The sequence below is a fragment of the Marinococcus halophilus genome, assembly GCF_002265875.1.
In the GTDB taxonomy this organism is placed as follows: Bacteria; Bacillota; Bacilli; order Bacillales; family Marinococcaceae; genus Marinococcus; species Marinococcus halophilus.
The window spans coordinates 67,625-87,253 of sequence record NZ_NPFA01000012.1; the positions used below are offsets into that span (position 1 = coordinate 67,625).

General features: G+C 45.4%; 21 protein-coding genes. 5 read left to right on the forward strand and 16 right to left on the reverse strand.

The features are described from left to right. Positions 1 to 29 precede the first annotated feature (29 nt). From ptsG to fabI, 3 genes are all read right to left on the reverse strand, one after another. The gene (gene ptsG, locus CHL76_RS12525; protein ID WP_094908751.1) at positions 30 to 2,066 is read right to left on the reverse strand and encodes a glucose-specific PTS transporter subunit IIBC; all 2,037 of its coding nucleotides are present in this window, start codon (positions 2,064 to 2,066) and stop codon (positions 30 to 32) included. A gap of 185 nt (positions 2,067 to 2,251) precedes the next feature. Continuing rightward, complete coding sequence (gene glcT / locus CHL76_RS12530) at positions 2,252 to 3,088, reverse strand: glucose PTS transporter transcription antiterminator GlcT (RefSeq protein WP_079475910.1); 837 nt, start codon at positions 3,086 to 3,088, stop codon at positions 2,252 to 2,254. Positions 3,089 to 3,118: 30 nt separating this feature from the next. Next, positions 3,119 to 3,901 (reverse strand): enoyl-ACP reductase FabI, encoded by a 783-nt coding sequence (fabI, locus tag CHL76_RS12535; protein WP_079475909.1) that lies wholly within the window; start codon positions 3,899 to 3,901, stop codon positions 3,119 to 3,121. A 121-nt stretch (positions 3,902 to 4,022) separates the two neighbouring features. On the opposite strand from fabI, the gene prpE reads away from it, so the two are divergent. Next, complete coding sequence (gene prpE / locus CHL76_RS12540; protein ID WP_094908752.1) at positions 4,023 to 4,760, forward strand: bis(5'-nucleosyl)-tetraphosphatase PrpE; 738 nt, start codon at positions 4,023 to 4,025, stop codon at positions 4,758 to 4,760. On the opposite strand, the gene CHL76_RS12545 is transcribed toward prpE, so the two are convergent. Genes CHL76_RS12545 through CHL76_RS12560 form a run of 4 tightly spaced genes read right to left on the reverse strand, consistent with a single transcriptional unit; the run spans position 4,736 to position 7,501 of the window. Continuing rightward, positions 4,736 to 5,632, reverse strand: coding sequence for an RluA family pseudouridine synthase (locus CHL76_RS12545; RefSeq protein WP_079475907.1), 897 nt, complete (start codon positions 5,630 to 5,632; stop codon positions 4,736 to 4,738). The two genes, prpE and CHL76_RS12545, sit on opposite strands and share 25 nt — an antisense overlap. Before the next feature lie 4 nt (positions 5,633 to 5,636). Next, on the reverse strand, positions 5,637 to 6,431 hold the full coding sequence (locus CHL76_RS12550) for an NAD kinase (RefSeq protein WP_027847484.1): 795 nt from the start codon (positions 6,429 to 6,431) through the stop codon (positions 5,637 to 5,639). Between the two features lie 23 nt (positions 6,432 to 6,454). Then, positions 6,455 to 7,090: a GTP diphosphokinase gene (gene yjbM / locus CHL76_RS12555; protein ID WP_079475906.1), complete on the reverse strand. Its 636-nt coding sequence runs from the start codon at positions 7,088 to 7,090 to the stop codon at positions 6,455 to 6,457. Between the two features lie 33 nt (positions 7,091 to 7,123). Beyond that, positions 7,124 to 7,501 (reverse strand): UPF0738 family protein, encoded by a 378-nt coding sequence (locus CHL76_RS12560; protein WP_079475905.1) that lies wholly within the window; start codon positions 7,499 to 7,501, stop codon positions 7,124 to 7,126. 149 nt (positions 7,502 to 7,650) lie between these two features. Here CHL76_RS12560 and CHL76_RS12565 point away from each other — a divergent pair, with 149 nt between their 5' ends. From CHL76_RS12565 to CHL76_RS12580, 4 genes are all read left to right on the forward strand, one after another. Then, positions 7,651 to 8,238, forward strand: a complete 588-nt coding sequence (locus CHL76_RS12565; RefSeq protein ID WP_079475904.1) for a CYTH domain-containing protein — start codon at positions 7,651 to 7,653, stop codon at positions 8,236 to 8,238. Positions 8,239 to 8,312: 74 nt separating this feature from the next. Beyond that, on the forward strand, positions 8,313 to 9,038 hold the full coding sequence (locus CHL76_RS12570) for a lytic transglycosylase domain-containing protein (protein WP_233133416.1): 726 nt from the start codon (positions 8,313 to 8,315) through the stop codon (positions 9,036 to 9,038). A gap of 182 nt (positions 9,039 to 9,220) precedes the next feature. Then, positions 9,221 to 9,607: a globin domain-containing protein gene (locus tag CHL76_RS12575; RefSeq protein ID WP_079475903.1), complete on the forward strand. Its 387-nt coding sequence runs from the start codon at positions 9,221 to 9,223 to the stop codon at positions 9,605 to 9,607. A 21-nt stretch (positions 9,608 to 9,628) separates the two neighbouring features. Continuing rightward, complete coding sequence (locus CHL76_RS12580; RefSeq protein ID WP_094908753.1) at positions 9,629 to 10,555, forward strand: ClpXP adapter SpxH family protein; 927 nt, start codon at positions 9,629 to 9,631, stop codon at positions 10,553 to 10,555. A 48-nt stretch (positions 10,556 to 10,603) separates the two neighbouring features. Here the strand turns inward: CHL76_RS12580 and pepF are convergent, their stop codons facing one another. The 9 genes from pepF to CHL76_RS12620 form a co-directional block, all read right to left on the reverse strand. Then, positions 10,604 to 12,418, reverse strand: coding sequence for an oligoendopeptidase F (gene pepF / locus CHL76_RS12585; protein ID WP_307725202.1), 1,815 nt, complete (start codon positions 12,416 to 12,418; stop codon positions 10,604 to 10,606). A gap of 29 nt (positions 12,419 to 12,447) precedes the next feature. After that, positions 12,448 to 13,824 carry a competence protein CoiA gene (locus CHL76_RS12590; protein WP_079475900.1) on the reverse strand — a complete coding sequence of 459 codons (1,377 nt, stop codon included), beginning with the start codon at positions 13,822 to 13,824 and terminating at the stop codon, positions 12,448 to 12,450. Beyond that, a complete protein-coding gene (gene mecA, locus CHL76_RS12595) occupies positions 13,730 to 14,392 on the reverse strand; it encodes an adaptor protein MecA (RefSeq protein WP_079475899.1) in 663 nt (220 codons plus the stop codon). The genes CHL76_RS12590 and mecA overlap by 95 nt, the downstream gene beginning before the upstream one ends. Positions 14,393 to 14,693: 301 nt before the next feature. Then, the gene (spxA, locus tag CHL76_RS12600) at positions 14,694 to 15,089 is read right to left on the reverse strand and encodes a transcriptional regulator SpxA (protein ID WP_022795164.1); all 396 of its coding nucleotides are present in this window, start codon (positions 15,087 to 15,089) and stop codon (positions 14,694 to 14,696) included. 382 nt (positions 15,090 to 15,471) lie between these two features. Continuing rightward, entirely contained in the window at positions 15,472 to 16,923 is a 1,452-nt protein-coding gene (gene aldA, locus CHL76_RS12605; protein ID WP_094908754.1) for an aldehyde dehydrogenase, read from the reverse strand. 109 nt (positions 16,924 to 17,032) lie between these two features. Beyond that, positions 17,033 to 17,173 (reverse strand): hypothetical protein, encoded by a 141-nt coding sequence (locus CHL76_RS17225; protein WP_022795166.1) that lies wholly within the window; start codon positions 17,171 to 17,173, stop codon positions 17,033 to 17,035. An 18-nt stretch (positions 17,174 to 17,191) separates the two neighbouring features. After that, positions 17,192 to 17,764, reverse strand: a complete 573-nt coding sequence (locus tag CHL76_RS12610; protein ID WP_094908755.1) for a GNAT family N-acetyltransferase — start codon at positions 17,762 to 17,764, stop codon at positions 17,192 to 17,194. Between the two features lie 202 nt (positions 17,765 to 17,966). Further along, positions 17,967 to 19,175, reverse strand: coding sequence for a putative glycoside hydrolase (locus CHL76_RS12615; RefSeq protein ID WP_094908756.1), 1,209 nt, complete (start codon positions 19,173 to 19,175; stop codon positions 17,967 to 17,969). 167 nt (positions 19,176 to 19,342) lie between these two features. Next, on the reverse strand, positions 19,343 to 19,629 hold a 287-nt coding region (locus CHL76_RS12620; protein ID WP_143747462.1), incomplete at its 5' end, for an IS30 family transposase.

Below are 19,629 nucleotides of genomic sequence, written 5' to 3' on the forward strand. Positions count from 1 at the left end.
ATTTTCCATATATTAAGCATTTCAGGCCATTATTTAATCGTAATAATACCGTCTTCCTCCGCCCGGACCGTTTTTCCGCTTTCTACGCTGACAGTATATTCTTTATCCAGATTGGTGAACACTACCGGTGTCGTTATAGAAGCTGCTTCCTGGCGGATTTTCTCAAGGTCAGCTTTCACAAGTATATCTCCCTGCTTTACTTTATCATTTTCTGCGACATAGACCTCGAAGCCTTCCCCTTTCATATTAACTGTGTCCAGACCGATATGAATGAGAATCTCTGTGCCTTCATCCGTCTGCATGCCTACAGCGTGTTTTGTGGGGAATACAGTAGTAATAGTGCCGTTGGCAGGAGCATGGAAGGTACCTTCTTCCGGCACAATGGCAAATCCATCCCCCATCATTTTTCCGGAAAACACTTCATCCTCCACTTCATCGATACGGATCAGCTGTCCGGCGGCTGGGCTTGCAATGGACATGGTCTGGATATCTTCAGCAGAAGCAGTAGCCATTGCTGTAGCCGCTGTTTCTTTTTCTGCTATCGGTTCAGGCGTTTTCCCTGCAATAACGTCCTGCATCTGGGACTTAATTGCATCTGATGTTGGACCAAAAATGGCCTGGATGTTGTTGCCGACTTCCATCACGCCGGAAGCGCCGAGGGCTTTGAGCTGGTCTTTATTCACTTTATCTTTTTCATTGACGGTAATCCGGAGCCTTGTGATGCAGGCATCCAAATGTTTTAAGTTCTCCTGGCCCCCAAATGCGGCGATGATTTCTCTTGGCAGTTCATCGTCAGAAGCTGAACCAGACATTCCAGCGGCACCTTCTGTGGCAGCTTCGCGTCCTGGAGTCATCAGGTTGAATTTTAGAATCGCAAATCGGAAGCCGAAGTAATAAATTAATGCAAAGCATAGTCCAACCGGAATAACGAGCCACCATTCTGTGCGGTTTGGTACAATCCCAAAGAGCAGAAAGTCAATAACCCCTCCGGAGAAGGTCATCCCAATCTTGACATCAAGCAGCTGCATGATCATAAAGGAAAATCCGGCAAAAATCGCGTGAATCGCAAACAAAAGTGGCGCTACAAACAAGAAGCTGAATTCAAGCGGCTCAGTAATACCTGTCAGAAATGACGTTAATGCCGCTGAACCCATAATACCTGCAACCATCTTTTTATTTTCCGGACGGGCACAGTGGTAAATTGCAAGCGCCGCAGCTGGAAGACCAAACATCATGAACGGGAATTTCCCAGTCATGAAAGTTCCGGCAGTAAACGGCACCCCGTCTTTCATTTGTTCAAAGAAAATCCGCTGGTCGCCTTGGACCGTTTCTCCCGCATCGTTCACATAGCTCCCAAATTCGAACCAGAACGGTGAATAGAAAATGTGGTGCAAGCCAAATGGTACGAGAGAACGCTCCAGCACACCGAAAATAAATGCGGAAAGTGTTTGATTTGATTCTGTCACATATAGAGACAGGGAATTCAATCCGCTTTGGATCGGCGGCCAGACGAGTGTCAAAGCAGCACCGATAACCAGACCGCCGACAGCCGTAGCAATAGGCACAAATCTTTTTCCTGCGAAAAATCCTAAGTAGGTTGGCAGATTAATATTATAAAAGCGCTGGTACATCATTGCTCCTAATATACCGGCGATAATCCCTCCAAACACCCCTGTCTGAAGTGTAGGGATACCTAATACTGACGCGTAACCCGGCTCTTCGAGCATATCTGTATTTACACTTAATAATACGCTCATCGTAACGTTTATAATCATAAAGCCGATCAGAGCAGCAAGAGCTGCAACTCCGTCTCCTGCCAGGCCGAGTGCTACACCGACCGCAAATAACACCGCTAAATTATCAAATACTACCCCGCCGGCTTCCGACATCAGCTCGGCGATTAATTCTGCCGGTGCAGAAGTCAGAAATGGCAGCAGTTCGATCATCTGATCTTCCTGCATGGCAATACCGATAGCAAGAAGCAGGCCGGCTGCTGGAAGAAGGGCCACCGGAAGCATCAGGGCGCGCCCGATACGTTGAAGTACACCAAATGATTGTTTCCACATATGTATCTCTCCTAACTGTTTTTTTGGAAGGCTCGTAATTGACCCCAGACCCCAGCGCATAAAAAAAGGCATGAGAGATACACTAATCGCGCGGTCCCAAAGAGACAAGAAGCTGCTTCTCCCTTTGGTTTAAACGCGATCAGCATTCTCTCATGCCTGCTTTACCAGTAACACGGAACACTAGATCAATATTTTCGTTTCGATGAAAGCCTTTGCAGATGAATGGTTAAATAAACGGCTTCGCCTTCTGGTATCGTCGTCTGCAAAGCACGCTGCATCGTTCGTATGAGCTTCCAGGACAAATTATAGCAGAAGGGGTACTCGGCCTGCAACATTTTTTTTAATGGTTCAGACACCTCTTCAAACTCACCATTCCTTACCCTTGCGACAGCCTGCTGCAGATGCCGGAAAAGCCGGCGGTGATCTAAATCCTCCGGAGACAGCTGAATGTCAAGAGCCCGCTCTACCATTACCGTCATATCCTTAACCAGGCGCGTATAAGCGCTCACCTGGTCAAGCGGTGTTCTCGTCACTGCCCCGTGCAGGTGCAGAGCAATAAACCCTTTTTCTTCTTCCGGAAGCCGCACTCCTGTCCACTGTTCAATTTCGTCAATGATCCATCCAGCCGCACGATATTCTTTTTCATAAGCAAGCTGCGTTTCTTTTAAAAATGGATTGCTGATTGTGAGACCTTTTCTTGTTCTCTCAAGTGCAAAGCTGAGATGGTCCGTTAACGCTACATGAATGTGTTCTTCGAACGTTTCCGCCCACTCGGCTTCAAGCACCTGCAGAATTTCTGTCATACATGCGATAAAGGTCTCGTCGACATGTTCGATTAACTGTCGGTACTGTGTCTGTTCGTTTTCATTTCTCAGTATGAAAAACTTTTCCGGCGCATTAGCATCAATGAGGTCCCCCGGGCGTTTAGAAAAACCGATCCCCCGCCCGGTTAGAATAACTTCTCCGTAGTCCTCATGTTCTGCAATAACAACGTTATTGTTTAACCCTTTGATTACTTTCATCTTTTACCACCATGTTCCTGCAGCTCTGATTTACATACCGTATGCGTGATAGCCCCCGTCAACGTGGATAACTTCACCTGTGATCCCACTCGACATTCCACTCATCAGAAAGGCCGTGGTGTCCCCGACTTCTTTTTGAGTAACCGTACGCCGCAGCGGAGCGTGCTCCTCCATAGCCTTGATAGTATCGTTAAAGCCAGAGACGCCTTTAGCTGCCAGCGTACGAATCGGACCGGCTGAGATGGCATTGACTCTAATGTCATCTGCGCCCAGATCATTTGCCAAATAACGGGTGCTCGCCTCCAAAGACGCCTTCGCTACGCCCATAACGTTATAATTTTTTACGATCCGCTCTGCCCCAAGGTAGCTCATCGTTACAAAAGAACCGCCCTCTGTCATCAAATCGAACTCCTTTACAGCCTTCGCTACAGCCGTAAAGGAGTACGCGCTGATTTCCTGGGCGAGCAGAAAACCTTCGCGTGTAGCATTTAAATATTCCCCTTCGAGCTCTTCTCTTTTCGCATAGGCAAGGGAATGAACGACACCATGAATGGTTCCCGCTTCTTCTTTAATTTTCGCAAAGCATTCCCGGATCTGCTCGTCATTGGTGACATCACACTGCACAACGAGCGGTTCTTTCTGTTCCAGCGAATCCGCCAATTTTCTGACGCTTTTTTCGGTACGCTGCTGCCCGTATGTAAATACTAAATCAGCCCCTGCTTCTGCCAAGCTTTCAGCTGCTCCCCACGCTATGCTTCTTTTATTGGCAACGCCCATTACGACAAACGTCTTTCCTTCAAGTGATAATTGCATCTTTGTCTCTCCTTTAGATATGATTATACTAGCATCAAATAATTTCTTTACCTTTATATCATTGAACAGCCGGGCTGTCCAACAGCCTTTATATTTCTTCGGGAAGGAGGGCTTTGACTGTATGTCCAGGCATCTTGACTTTATCAGCGACATCCATGGCTGTGCACAAGAGATGAAAGTGATGCTTTCTGCGCTCGGCTATGAGCATCGTCAAAATTATACGCATCCCAATGGACGCCAGCTCGTAATCGTTGGCGATATTACTGATCGCGGGCCGAATTCTATAGAGGTTATCCGCGTGACGGACCTCATGGTAAAAAACGGAAATGCCCTGTATCTGCCCGGAAACCACTGTGACAAACTGTACCGCTGGTTTTTAGGCCGCCCAGTTCAGGTTGGTCATGGCCTCGAGCAAACCATCCAGGAATGGAAAGCACTCCCCCCGGACGAGCAGCAAAAGGTTAAGCAGAAGTTTATGGGCTTATTTGAACAAGCACCGCTGTATCAGCTGTTCGACGATAGAAACGTTCTTGCTTCCCATGGAGGCATGCAAAAGGAGCTGATCGGCCGGACAGATCGAAGAACCCGGAATGTCGTTTTGTATGGACCGACGAAACTAAATGGCCGGCGCGAGCCAGAGCGTATAGATTGGGCTCCTTCTTACAGCGGCAGGCCATTCATCATTTATGGGCATACTCCCGTATGGGAAGCAAGACTCGTTGGCCGGACGTTAAACATTGATACCGGCTGTTCATTTGGTAACAAGCTTACCGCCTACCGGTATCCGGAGCATGAATTCGTAGAAGTGCCCTCCACCCTGCCACTCCAGCCGGATCACTTAAACACCTTTAACCGCTGATAGGCCAGAAAATCACTCATATCTTCAGGCAGAGGAGCTGTAATGGTAATCATTCTTTCCTGGACCGGATGAAAAAATTCCAAACGGCAGGCGTGCAGCGCCTGTCTTTTCATGTACCCGTCTTTATTTCCGTACAGTGTATCTCCCGCAAGCGGGAATCCCGACGCAGAAGTATGCACCCGGATTTGATGTGTCCGGCCGGTTTGCAGCCCAAGCTTTAAAACAGTATGCTCAGGCAGTAATTCGAGAACCGCTGCGGAGGTTACGGCTCTTTTTCCATCGGGAGCTGCCACTTGTTCAATCAGGCTCATCGTGCTCGGGCGGAGTGGAAGATTTATACTTGTAAGCTCCTCCGGCCATTCTCCCTCGACCACCCCAATATATTCTTTAGACCCCGTATCCATATGCTTTTCCATGCGGGAGTGGGCATATGCATGCAGGGCGAACGGTACAATGCCACTTGTACCGCGGTCCAGCCTGGACACCGGATGAACAGCAGACTGCATGCCTTTATTTCGCAGATAACCGGCAAGTCTTCCAGCCAGTGATTCCTCCCCCTCTGCTCTTCCTGGAAGTGTCGGCAGCCCCGGCGGTTTATTGACTACTATCACGTCTTCGTCCTCATACAGCACATCCATGGGCTCCAGGGACTCTTTAAAATGCGGCGGTATATTCCCGGGTGGAATCTTTATCTGCAGTAGGTCCCCGGCACTCAAATAGTCGTTTCCACGTCCTGCTTCTCCATTGAGCTGCAGATAGGGATTATCTATTTTTTTCCACACACGCCTCGAGACATCTTTGTATTGGCTCAAAAACTTTTTCACTGTACAGCCTTCCGCATCGGCAGGAACACTCCATGTAATCGTCCGCATCCTTTTACTCCCCGATAAACGATTCCTTCACGCGCTTCCAGAAAGGAAACGGGCGGAAACGGGCGAATCGGACTTTTTCCTCCGCCACCCGGTACTGAATGGACTCGATGCCCTGATCGACGAGAGTAATATGGTCGATGGTGATCTGCATATCCACATCGTTCACCGGGCGCAGAAGACAGGTATGGTGCTGCGGCAGAATTAACGGCGAGCCAATCGTCCGGTAGACCCGGTTATTGATGCTTGCCATTTCGGCTATTTGAATACTTGATAAGGAGGGGTGCAAAATCGCTCCACCCAGTGATTTATTGTATGCCGTGCTTCCGGAAGGAGTAGAAATACACAGACCGTCTCCGCGAAACGTTTCAAAATGCTCGCCTTTAATGTCGACGTTGCATACGAGAGAACCTTCAAGCGTTTTTACCATACACTCATTTAGAGCCAAGTACCGTTCGAACCTCGTATGTTCATTGTAGCGGACAATCACTTCAAGCAGCGGATATTCCACTACCTGAAATGGCGTTTTCGCGAGATGGATCACCAGCTTCTCCACTTCTTCCGGCTGCCAGTCTGCATAAAAACCAAGATGCCCGGTATGTATACCTACAAAGCAAACATCTTCAAGCGATTCATAGTAATGGTGAAACGCCTGGAGCAGCGTGCCGTCCCCGCCGACAGTAATGACAATGTCCGGGTGGACTTCGTCATGAATCAGCCCAAATTCGTTCAGGTAGGAAAGCACTTTGTCCCTAATTTCATTGGAGGTATCATCTCCACGGGACGTGACATTATATCGCATGTTTTCATCAGTGGACGGGATGCTCATGTATTTGGACCCTCACTTTCCCTGTTTTGCATATAGATACGCTGGGCTTCCCGTACCTCGCCTTTAATTTTAGACATTTCTTCATCGAGCTGAAACGCGGCTTCAGCAGCTCGCTGCAGCCGGTGCTTAATATCCTCCGGAATTTCGCCGCTATATTTATAATTTAAAGAATGCTCTATAGTTGCCCAGAAATTCATCGCCATTGTTCGTACTTGGATTTCTGTGAGTACGTCTTTGCGCCCATCGATCGTATGCACGGGATAAGAAACGACCATATGAAACGACCGGTACCCACTATCTTTCTTTTCTTTGATGTAATCTCTTTCCTCTAAAATTTCAAAATCCTGTCTTGTCCGCATCAGCTCCACAATGGTATCAATATCGCTGACAAATTGGCAGACGATACGAATACCGGCAATGTCCTGCATTTTTGTATCAATTTCGTCGAGCGGGATATCCTTACGCTGGGCTTTATCGAGAATGCTGGTTACAGGCTTGACCCTCCCGGTAACGAATTCGATTGGTGTATGCTGTGAAGATGTTTGGTACTGCTCTCTTAACCCTTTTAATTTCACTTTCATTTCTTCTACTGCCTGCATATAAGGCGAAAGAAATGTCTGCCAGTTGCTCATGGTTTACCACCACTCATTTACATTATTATGAGGTTATACGTTGAAAGCTTCTTCAAATGCAGATACCATTTCAGTACCATAATTCCCGTTTCCAGGCACATTATCCATTAAATACTCAATTTCTTCATGGAAGTTTTCTAAATGGAGCTTGCTTCCGCTTTTTACGTAAACATGCTTCTCGCTTTCATAAGCCGATTTCAAAAGCGGCCATACTCTTTTTGGAATACGCAGCTGCACAAATTCGTCTTCCATATCAAGCACATAAACAAGCGTCAACGCATCGGAGTCTGCAAGCATCTGGCCGCCATCGCTTAATTTTCCCCATTCTTTTTCCGGCCATTCTTCCACCGGATACATTATTAATGTTTCATTGTCTTCTTCGTAATGATTTACAGTCAATATATGCTGCATGTCACAACTCCTCCAAAAATGGCAAGTATACATCCCATATCTGTACTTAATTTTATCATAACTTATGTACACAGACAGAGCTCAAACCATATGATAAGATAATGCATAGCGTTTTTCCAGTAATCCGGTAGCAGAAAGGACGATTCATTATGGCGAAAGAACAGGAAATTGAAGCGAAGAATCTTCTGACGGAAAAAGAATTTTCCTCTTTGGTGACCGGCTTCGCAATCCACGAAAGCGATTTTTCTTCGCAGCAAAATACATATTTTGACACAAAAAGCTTTGCTCTGCGTTCCCGTAAATCCGCTCTGCGCATTCGGGAACGCGCCGGCACTTTCACCTTGACCTTAAAAGAACCTGCCCCGGAAGGGCTTACCGAATGGAATCAGTCTGTCAGCGCTCAGAACGCCCGTGAGGCTATTTCGGGCGGGACACTGCCTGCCGGTGAAGTTTCCGAGCGCCTTCGGTCACTGATCGGTGCCGAGCGTGTCGAAAATATAGGGACGTTGACCACCTACCGGGCTTCCCAGCCCTTTCGCACAGGAGAAATCTTTTTTGATCGAAGTCACTATTTGGGAGTCACAGATTATGAACTTGAAATAGAGGGACCGAGTGAAAAAGATGTTTCTTCCTGGATGAATGAGCTTTCAGAGCAGCACCACTTTCCTCTTCGTAATACTCCAAATAAAATTGAACGCCTGTTTCAACGAAACCGGGAGCAAAATGAAGAACAGTAACATACGCACATTGTTCTTCATTTGAAATACTGGTATATTTTTCTTATCTGAATTTTATTAGTGGGGTGAGTTTTTTGACGATTTCTTCCTCTCTTTTTCCGTCTTCCACGGGCTCAGCAGTTGGAAACAGCCAGCAGGCCACGTCCTCGCAGCCTGCGTTTGCTGCGGGACGCTTTGGCTCCTTTTTATACGATTCCCTAAAGTCAACGCAGGCTATCATGGCTGAGCAGACCGGCAGTGGTTTCAGCCCGGTATCTTCCTCGCTATTTTTAAACCCGGCGAGCGCCGGCAGTTATTTTCGTCATTTAGGCGATGATTCCTCCGCTGTTCCAAACGAGCCTTCCAATAAAGAAGTGAAACAGAATGCCGAACCTGCTTCTGAACGTACTTCTTCTTCCAAGCAGAGTTCAAATTCAAGCTCCGGCATTGTTCAGACGATTGAACGTTTGTCAGAAAAATACGGCGTAGACAGCAAGCTTGTACGTGCACTGGTCAAGCAGGAATCCGGCTTTGATCCAGACGCTAAAAGCCATGCTGGAGCTATGGGGCTGATGCAGCTGATGCCCGGAACAGCTTCCATGCTGAAGGTAAATGATCCAATGGACCCTGAACAGAATCTTGACGGCGGCATACGCTACTTAAGAGATATGCTCAATAAGTACAATGGCAACAAAACGCTTGCCCTTGCCGCTTATAACGCCGGCCCGGGCAACGTTGATAAGTATGACGGCATTCCGCCCTTCAAAGAAACACAGAAATACGTACCAAACGTACTCGCCAACTATCAGGACCTTGTATAATTTGCTTTAAAACAACTCCACACCGGGGTTGTTTTTTTGCCCCGTTCCCCTTTTCGTTCAAAATATTTGCGGTTAACATGTCTCATTGCTAGAATAAAAATTGAAAATACAATAATTACGTTTTGCCCAATTGCTCTGTCTTTTCAGGCATGAGCGTTAAAACGTTGTTCCGGAGGTTCACTATGGCTGCTTTTAAACCGAGCTTTGACCAGATTGGCGAAGAGAAACTTTCCGAGCTGATTGATACGTTTTACGGAAAGGTTGGCGCCCATCCGGATCTCGCTCCTATTTTTCCGGACGACCTTACGGAAACCGCCCGTAAACAAAAGCAATTTATGACTCAATTTTTAGGCGGCCCGCCTTTATATACAGAAGAACACGGCCATCCTCGCCTGCGCGCCCGCCATCTCCCATTTCCAATAACGGAAACACGGGCGAAGGCCTGGCTGTTATGCATGGATGAAGCGATGGAAGAAATAAACTTGGAAAACAACGTTCGGCAGGAAATGTTCCAACGGCTTGTGGTGACAGCCCAACACATGATAAATAATACTGAAGAAAATTCATAATGAAAGGAGCGTGAACTGGTCATGAGCAACGAGCATTTTTCTTTTTGTGATGACAGTTCCGGTTCCTGCAGCCTGTCGCAGTCTACCAGCCCATCTTTATCGAAAAAGCCGCTTGAATTATATATTTTTATGGATCCATTATGCCCGGAATGCTGGGCGTTCGAACCTGTACTAAAAAAGCTGCTCATCGAATACGGCCACTATTTCACGCCAAAGCTCCTGCTTACTTCTAATATTGAATGCTGGAGCGAAGAGAAGCAGAAGCCGTTAAAAGAAGATACGAAAAAAGAAATGTCCCTGTTTTACGAAGAAGTTTCCACATGGTCAGGTATGCCGGCAGACGGAAGCGTATGGCTGAAGCATTCGGCTCCTTCTGCCTACATTCCTGCTTTGGCCATGAAAGCAGCAGAAATGCAGGGCAAGCAGTTGGCCTCCGTTTTTTTCCGGAATATTAGAGAAAATTTGTTTCTGCACGGCCGGGATATTTCTACAGAACAAACGCTTGTTCAAATTGCAGAAGCTACCGGACTGGATATTGAAGAATTCCAGCGGGATATTCATTCTGCCTGCACCCGTAAAGCTTTGAATTGCGATATCAGAACTTCCCGGGAAATGGAAGTCGATCAGGCACCAACGTTCGTTTTCTTTAACGATCATGTCGAAGATGGCGGATTAAAAGTGTCCGGACTTTATCCCTATCAGGTATATGAAGAAATCCTTTCTGACATGCTCGGGCACGTACCGGATCCGAAGCCCTCGCATTCCTTAAAGCTTGAAGATTTTCTCGCGCGCTATCCACGTATTACGACAAAAGAAATTTCTGTTGTATTCGATTGGAGTGAAAAAGAAGCTGAAAAGCAATTGAAGCAGCTTGTGCTAATGAGAAAAATGAAGCACGTGCCATTAAAAAACGGTGCCTATTGGGAGTATACTCCTTCCTTTACCTAAAAGAAGCAAAAAATTAGCGGAGATGCTCTAAAACATCTCCGCTAATTTTTATTGAAGCAGCAATTCTTCTAATTCATTCAACGTGTCTTCAAAGGATTTCATAGCTAATTCAATCGGTGTCGAAGTAGTCATATCAACCCCCGCTTTTTTCAGAACTTCAATCGGATAATCTGAACTCCCGGATTTAAGGAACTCGAGGTAGCGTTCTACCGCAGGCTCTCCTTCCTCTACGATCTGCTGCGACAAAGCAGCTGCTGCACTGTAGCCGGTAGCGTACTGATATACATAAAAGTTCATATAAAAATGGGGTATTCTGGCCCATTCAAGCGCAATATCATCATCAAGCGTCATGTGCGGACCAAAGTACTGCTCGTTTAACTGATAATAAAGAGAATTTAACAAATCCGGAGTTAATGCCTCCCCTGCTTCCGCTTTTTCATGAATTAACTGCTCAAACTCGGCAAACATCGTCTGGCGGAAAACCGTGCCCCGGAAACCTTCAAGATACTGGTTCAACAAATACGCTTTTTCCGTTTTGTTTGTTGTTTGTTCGAGCAAATGACGGGTAAGCAGCGCTTCATTTACAGTAGAAGCCACCTCCGCCACGAAAATGGTGTAATCCGCATAAGGATACGGCTGGTTTTGGTGAGTCAGATAGCTATGCATCGAATGCCCGAGTTCATGGGCAAGCGTATACACATTATTAACACTGTCCTGCCAGTTCATCAAAATGTATGGCATCGTGCCATATGCGCCGGAAGAATACGCACCGCTTCGTTTTCCAACATTTTCATAAACGTCCACCCAGCCCCTTTCAAATCCTCCGGCAATTGTTTCTGTATATTCTTTTCCCAGCGGCTCGAGCGCTTTAAGCACGGTTTCTTTTGCTTCTTCATATGTCATCTTCATATCAATATCTTTGACTAGCGGCGTATACAGGTCGTAGTTATGAATCTCATCAAGCTCAAGCACCTGTTTGCGCAGCTTAACATAGCGGTGAAGCAGCGGCAGATAATCATGAACAGTCGAAATCAGCTGGTCATAAACCTTTTCCGGGATATGATTATTACTTAGCGCCGCTTCCCTCGCCGAACGGTATTTACGTATACTCGCATTGAACGTATTCTTTTTCACCTGGCCGCCAAGCGTGCTTGAAATCGTATTTTTAAACCGGCCGTATGTGCTGTAGACAGCTTTAAAGGCTTCTTCGCGCACACGCCGATCGTCGCTTTCCAAAAAGTTCAGCAGGCGCCCATGCGTCACCTGGGCATCGTTGCCGTTCTCATCTTTTATGGACGGAAATTCCAAATCTGCATTATTAAGCATGCCAAAGGTGTTCCCAGGCACTGCCATCACTTCTGAAGCCTGTGCGAGCAATGCTTCTTCAGATTCTGTCAGCACGTGCGGGCGTTCTTTATTGATGGCATCGAGAGCGTGTTCATACAGGCGCAGCTCGGGCTCCTCATCATAAAAAGCTTTAATCGTTTTCTCCGGTATCGTCAATATTTCCGGCACAAGGAAAGCCGTCGCCTGCCCAAGCTGGCTCGCCAGTCTTCTTGCCCGGTCCTCCATTCCCTGATACAGCGATTCGTTTGTATTTTGATCATAGCGCATATGCGCGTAAACAAATAAACGGCTGAACCGCTCAGTAATTTTATCCTGCTGCTGCAATGCTTCGTACAGCATATGGCCTGAATCTCCAAGACGCCCTTTATACGACTCGATCGCTGGAATTAAGCTTTGAATGTGTTTAAATTCCTCTTCCCATTCTTCGTTACTTGAAAAAATATCCTCTAAATTCCATTTATACTGTTCACTGATTTCTTCGCGTTTTGGCAATTGTTCTACAGCAGATGAACTCAATGGAATGCACCTCCCTTTATCTTTAACTCCTATTGTATCGAACTATCTCCAGTTGTACCAATGAATCGTTTTTCTGTTTCAAGCTTTTTGAGAAAGACTGTAAACATTTTGACGAAACTGCGGTCCTTCGACCATCCTGTTTCCACCGAAACTTCGGGCAGAAGCTCTTTTTTTACATGCCAGCGGCCGTTGTGAAAACAGACCGCCTTCCGGTCCTTAAGCCACTGCAAAAAGTGCCATACCGCCTGGTGCATATACACCTCCGAACGAAGACCCGGACGTATCAAAGGCGCGAGCATTGGATCCTCCTGTACAGAAGCTAAAATATTTTTTAAGGCAGCGCCTTTTTGGTAAATAACCCGGTAAAACAGCAGCGTCTGCCACAGGAGGGGCGGCCCCTGAAAAACGTAACAATACGGTGTCGGCCATCCTAATTCGGCAGGATGCATACTGATGTGGGAAAGAAACCGCGTATATATCTCCAAACCGGCCCAATACTGCCCGCATCCTGCAAATCGGCGAGAGGTATAGCGCCATTTATATTTATGGGCAAGTATTTCACGGTAACCATCGAAGGGCAGGTTCATGGGAGTGAAAAAATGCGGCAGCTTAATAGCTGATAACGGGAATCTTGACGCTCTTGCTGCGATGCGATTAGGCGAGGTTTCAAAAAATGGCTGTACAATTAGAAGTTCCTGGGAAGACCACTTCAGTACAGGCACCGCATTAAAATATCCAGAAAACACCGAACCCCACACCGCTTCATTCCAAAACCAGCGTCCATTGCTTTTTCGCTGGACCAGGTTTGAATCAAAAATCCACAGTGGCAGGATCCTGCTGCCTGTATATGTACGGCTTCTGTCCAAAAGCAATGACGAAGAAATCGCGCTTCTCTGCATCTCTATAGCCACGTTGTTACCCGCCCATTGCACGAATACATCTGCTCTTCGTCCTTCTTCTGGTAATTGTTTTTCCATAATGGGCGAGAGGTTCTGGCCTTTGAGCCAGTCTGCCAGCAAAGCTTTTCCTTGTGTATGTCCCTCCGACTCTCCAAAAACTTGGATGCAATCCGCATTTCGGGAATGAACGAAATGGGGACGGGTGGTTCGGGTTTTACGCAGTTGTAATTCATGATGACAATCCGGGCAGTAGTACGGGGGGTGAATGAAAGGATCCAGGCTTGAAATTGCCCGGCCCTCTGAGGTAAGGGCATTAAACATGAGCATCTGCCTTTCAGGGGAATGACATGCAGGGGATTTTATAAAAAAATAAAAGACCAGCGCCACACGCCAGTCTCTTAGGGATACACACTTATGAGAAGTTTTCGTTAAAGGTCTGAAGACCGTGTTCAGAGGCAATCGTTGTACCATACTCACGTATACGGAAAATGGATAGATCTGATTCATTTCCGTATTCCAGCACGTGGCTTACCATATTGTCCTGTTCATCTTCTGTATAACGCTGATCAAATACTAAATAAAGATAATACCGGTTTTCAAAGAAGTATACTTCATTGTGCACATCCGATACATGAAAAGCTTTACTCAAGCTGATTAGATCTTCCATATCCTGGAACGAAATAACGATTTCCAAATCCTCAGACTCAAGCGACCCATTTCTGTCTGATTTTGACGAACGGTATTGTTCGTCAAGCATATCTACGATGTTATCGTCTACCGGAGCTTCTTCTTTGTTTTCTGAAACCGGAATTTCAAGCTTCACATTTCCATCAGTCACTTGTCCTCTAGTTACAACAATTTCCATGCCCTGGTCGAGTGCCTGTACCTGAATCCATAACGGGCCTTCTATTTCAAAATTTTCTAAGTCGTGAGCTTCATTAATCATGTCAAAGAATAATTCTTCTCCACGTTCACGGTTATACCAAATCTCGTCCCGATCGAAACCACGGTCTTCGATGTCCGTGTACGTAATGTAAAACTTCACTGTCGACTCGTTGATTCTTTCGATTTCCACTATTTTTCTCCCTCCTCAAGCTAGGGTCGGTTTTCTGACTACTATAAAATACTATACCCTAACAATAACATATAGTAATCCTTTTAATCACAGCACCGTATTAGACCCTTTGTGAGTTGTGCTCATCCCAGGATGCAACGTTCGTTGAGGGAGCGGAGCATCAATAATATAACACTGGTTTGGTTTTATATTTTCAGATAAAATCACACTCATGTCAAGGAATGAAACTCATTTTAGCAAAACAAAGCGTAATTATAAAAAGAAGAAAAATTCCGACCGGCGCCGAAATTTTTCTTTCTTTTTAGTTTACCATTTTTTGCGCTTCCATCAAGTTAAAAGTACGGACTTTTCTTGGAAGGAAACGACGGATTTCAGCTTCATTATATCCTACCTGCAGTCGTTTATCATCATAGATGATCGGTCTTCTGAGGAGACCGGGATGTTCGCTGATTAATTGAAAAAGGCGCTGCAATGGAAGATTCTCCATTTCTACGTCTAATTCCTGAAAAACCTTCGAACGACGGGAGACAATTTCGTCTGTGCCGTCTTCTGTAAGGCGGACGATTTCTTTTACTTCATCCACAGTTAAAGGTTCTGCAAAAATATTTCTTTCATTATAAGCAATCTCGTGTTCGTCCAACCATGCTTTCGCTTTCCGACAGGATGTACAACTTGGAGATGTAAGCAATGTCACCATGTTAACAAATCTCTCCTTCCCCAACTATTGGGATTAAAATGGGCGAAAACAACGTATAATATTCTCTGCTTTTTAGTCACAAGCTTATTATACAATAATTATTCTAATTTGAAAAGAGGTTTTAATTAGTTTGTGAACAACTATACTTTTGGACTTTAATTTAGCAATACTCTGTTTATACCTCTTCATCATGGTTTTAAAACTTTATAAGCGTTTAATTTGTTAACGTTTTGTGACAATTCATCTAAACTGTTCACTTTTTATTTTGAATGAACGATTCTCAATTACTTGCTTTGTTTTTCAACAAATCATTCAATTGTTTCCACCCTTACTATACATACGTTAGAAAATGGCTGAAGGTTCACCCTCCAGCCAAATTTCTTTAATTTTTTTCGTTATTATACTGCATATACACAACATGTGTGGCCAGAAAGTCTTCCACCCCATGCTTGCCATCGGCGCCTCCGAGTCCGGATTTGCGAAAACCGGCGTGATAGCCCTGCACAGCTTCAAAGTTTTCCCGATTAACATACGTTTCGCCAAAACGCAGCTCGTTCACTACTCTCATAATTTCATTCATATCTTCACTGTACACAGAAGAGGAAAGGCCAAACACAGTGTCATTGCCTTTTTCTATTGCTTCATCAAGTGTTTGGAACGTATCGATAGGAATAACCGGCCCAAATATTTCTTCCTGCATAATTTCCATGTCATGACGGGCGTTGCTGATTACCGTCGGCTTATAAAAATAACCTTTATTCTGGTCACCCTGTTCACCGCCAGCTACTACTTTCGCTCCAGATTTTTTAGCGTTTTCCACCATCGCATGCACTTCATCGAGGCGATCTTTACTTACGAGCGGACCGACGTCTGCATCTTTAGAGGCACGCGGATCCCCCATTGTTTTTTGTTCAAACGCTTCCTGCAGGCGCTTGGTAAATGCTTCAGCTATGCTTTCATGCACATACACCCGTTCTGCGTTCGTGCAGGCCTGGCCATTATTGGCAAGCCTGGAGGTTGTAATATGCTTCACTGCAGTCTCGATATCTGCGTTTGCTGTTACAATGGCTGGGGCTTTCCCGCCAAGCTCCAGATTCACTTTTGTAATGTTCTGCGCCGCAGCTTCCATTACTTTTGTTCCTGCAGGCACACTGCCTGTCATTGTGATCATATCTACATTTTCATGAGAAGCAAGGGCGTTGCCTATTTCCGAGCCTGTACCTGTAATCAGGTTATAGACGCCCTTTGGCACTTCATCCATTTCGTCAATGATTTTCGTGAATTCAATGGCTGTGTTCGGTGTCTGCTGACTCGGCTTCAGGACAATTGTACAGCCGGTCACCAAAGCCGTGGCTACTTTCCTGGCTAAAATAAATACTGGAAAATTCCAAGGCACAATGCCTCCGACGACTCCTATCGGTTTTTTGTAAATGAAAATATTCTCATTTTCCCGATCACTCGGAAGAATCTCTCCTTCAATTCTTCTTGCCCACTCGGACATGTAGCGGAAATAATCAATAGCAAGTTCCACTTCACCGCTCGCAAGTCCGTAATCCTTGCCCTGCTCTTCCTGCAGAAGATCAATAAAGCGGTCTTTGTTTGCTTCAATTTTATCTCCAAGAGCGCGGACAATATTACCGCGTTCGATATTTGGTGTCAGTTCCCATCCTTTTTGGGCTGCAGATGCGGCAGCAACAGCTTTATCCACGTCTTCTTTTGTCGCTTTTACCGTACGCGAAATGGTTTCTTCCGTCGCCGGGTTTTCAATTTCAATATATTCATCGCTGGATCCGTTTACGTATTCTCCATTGATATACAGTTGATGTGTCTGCATTAGGAACCCTCCTATTTTCTTTACATTAAGGATTGTTCCACCTCAACCAGCCTCTCAAACCTTACGGCATATAAAAAACGCAGCCCGTCTGAGCTGCGCTTCCATTGTATTAAGCGGTGTGTCTTGAAGGAGTTGGAACGCCCTTTTCGGGCGATTTTTCTTTGTTCAGGCCCTTGAGATTCTTTTTAAGCATATCCCGCAGCACTTCTCTTTTCATTTTTCTGCGTTTTTTTGCAACTGCATTTTTCATACCGCTTCGCCCTCCTTTCTAAGCGTTCTTTAATTCATCTTTGTTATCATACGTGAGCACTTCAGTCACATCCTGATACGCTTTACCATAGATTTCTTCGTCTTTGTACGTATGAATGTTTTTGTACGTATGCTTCATTTTTTCATAAATAACTTCTTCTGAGGCATCGTCCGGCGACCAATACAAAATTTCGAGCGTGTTCACTTCATTTGTTGCCAGAGAAATTCTGCTGTAGCCGATGGATTTCGCCTGCCGGAACCCGGCTCTTTCATAAAAACGAAACCGTTTCGCTGTGTCACTTTCTTCATAATCAAGGGGTTCCACTTCTAAAATTATCGGTTTATTCTTACTTTTAAGGCTATCAAGTAATTTCTGTCCGACTCCTTCTCCTCTAGCTTCCTTCGCTACCAGCAGGTAGTCGATAAAAACAAATTCTTCGGTTTCTACATACATCATAACATGGCGAGGTCCCTCATCCTTATGGTAAATATCACCTTTTTCATCCAGCAGAACTTCCATATGCTTTTTTGATTTCATCTCTTCAACTGGAAAGTATTGGTTCAATTTTTCGTACCAGTTTAGTTTAGACATAATGACCCCCAAATTTGTGTTAAGTATATTATAACGCGAAACCTGGTATATAGTAAGTGTCTTCAGTACTTATTTAAGCTTTCTGAAGGCGCTCTTTCCTATATACAAGCCCCAAAGAGAAATGTTGTTGCATTTACTCTTTCACACTCGTGCGCACAGCAAAAAGGAGCGGTTTTCATCCCCCGCTCCTTTGATTTTCTTTTTACGGCGTATAGTCTGTACCTTTGGAATAAGAATTCTGGGCGTCCCACAGCAGGTACTCTTCAATGCCGTTATCCTGCAGCGCCTGAATCTGCGCCTCCACTTCAGTGCTTCCATAATGAAGATAATTACCGCTTCCTAAATAGCTTGCAGTAAAATCCTGAATCCACGGCCGGGTTATCGGCTGCTCTTCGAGACTTGATAAAATCTTTGTTTCTGCCTTTGCATAAGCATCGATCACCTCATACGGCTGCTTGTCTGGTTTATCAATATTAAAATAACCGCTCCCCCAATGGCTTGGGTAGATCATGGAGCTGATAACGTCTACATTTTCAGAAATCAGCCGGAAATCCTGGCCGATACCCGGAGCCCGTTCCTGGGTAGCTGAATAACCGAAGATATCTGCTGAGACATTTACATTATACTTTGTTTGAAGCGTCTCTTCAGAATAGGCGACAAAATCTGTAACGGCGTCTACTCTTTCCTGCACATTGTCATCCCCATTGTCATAGTCGCCAGTAGAGTAAGTGAGCTGGTCATCCCGTGTTTCGAACCCTTCCGGAAAACGAATGTAATCGAACTGGATATCTTGAAAACCGAGCTTCGCCGCTTCTTCTGCTATTTGAAGATTATAATCCCATACTTCTTTCATGAACGGGTTAGTAAACATATGGCCGCTTCCATTCGACCACGTAGCTCCCCCAGCTGTCTGATAGGAATATTCCGGGTGCTTTTTGGCAAGCACATTATCCTTAAAGGTAGTGATACGGGCGATTGGGTAGATATTATGTTCTTCCAGTTTTTTCATCAGGGCTTCGGGGTCCTTGATCATATTTTTCCCTATATCAGGAAGCTCCGAGCCTTCCGGCACGCTGAATGTTAAATTCCCGTGATCGTCTTTAATATCTATTACCATGGCGTTCAGATCCGTGGAGTCAATAAGATCAATTAACTTATCCATTCGAGCGCCGCCCGCCGAGTGACCGGTCACATATATTCCTTTAACTCCCTCTTCAGGGTAGCTGAAATCCAGCCCTGAGTCATATGTAAAGCGCGGCATGCTGCCTGCGAGGGTTAATGTATGCCCGCCGGCCGTCATCGTCGCCAAATCGTGTTCGTTTCCTTCTTCTGCTTTTGCTTCTGCCACAGTAAGTCCTGAAACAACAGTTAATACTGCTGATAAGGTCCAAATGCCTAACTTTTTTTTCATATTGTCCCTGCCTTCGATATTTTTTGTAAAAAAAGCAATTAAATAGTCACTGTTTACTGGAATTATTTTCTTTATTCAATTATACGTGTAATAATACATATTACCAACCATCTTTTTAATTTTCAGCTATTTTTTTGCTTATAAATTTAAATATTTAACTTAGATTGTCAATTTAAGCGCAACACTTCTTCATGAAACACATTTTCCGTGGTCTTCCCATGTAAACAATTTCTGGGGCGCCGATGAATCAGTCCGGTGACGTCGTCCACTTCCTGCCGGCTGAGGCGGGCTAAATCCATACCCTTTGGGAAAAATTCCCGCAGAAGGCCGTTGGCATTTTCATTGGTTCCCCGCTGCCAGGCGGCATAGGGGTCGGCGAAATAGACGGGCACGCCCCGGGCTTCGAGGGCGGGAAAACAGGCGAATTCTTTGCCCCGATCCACCGTTATGCTTT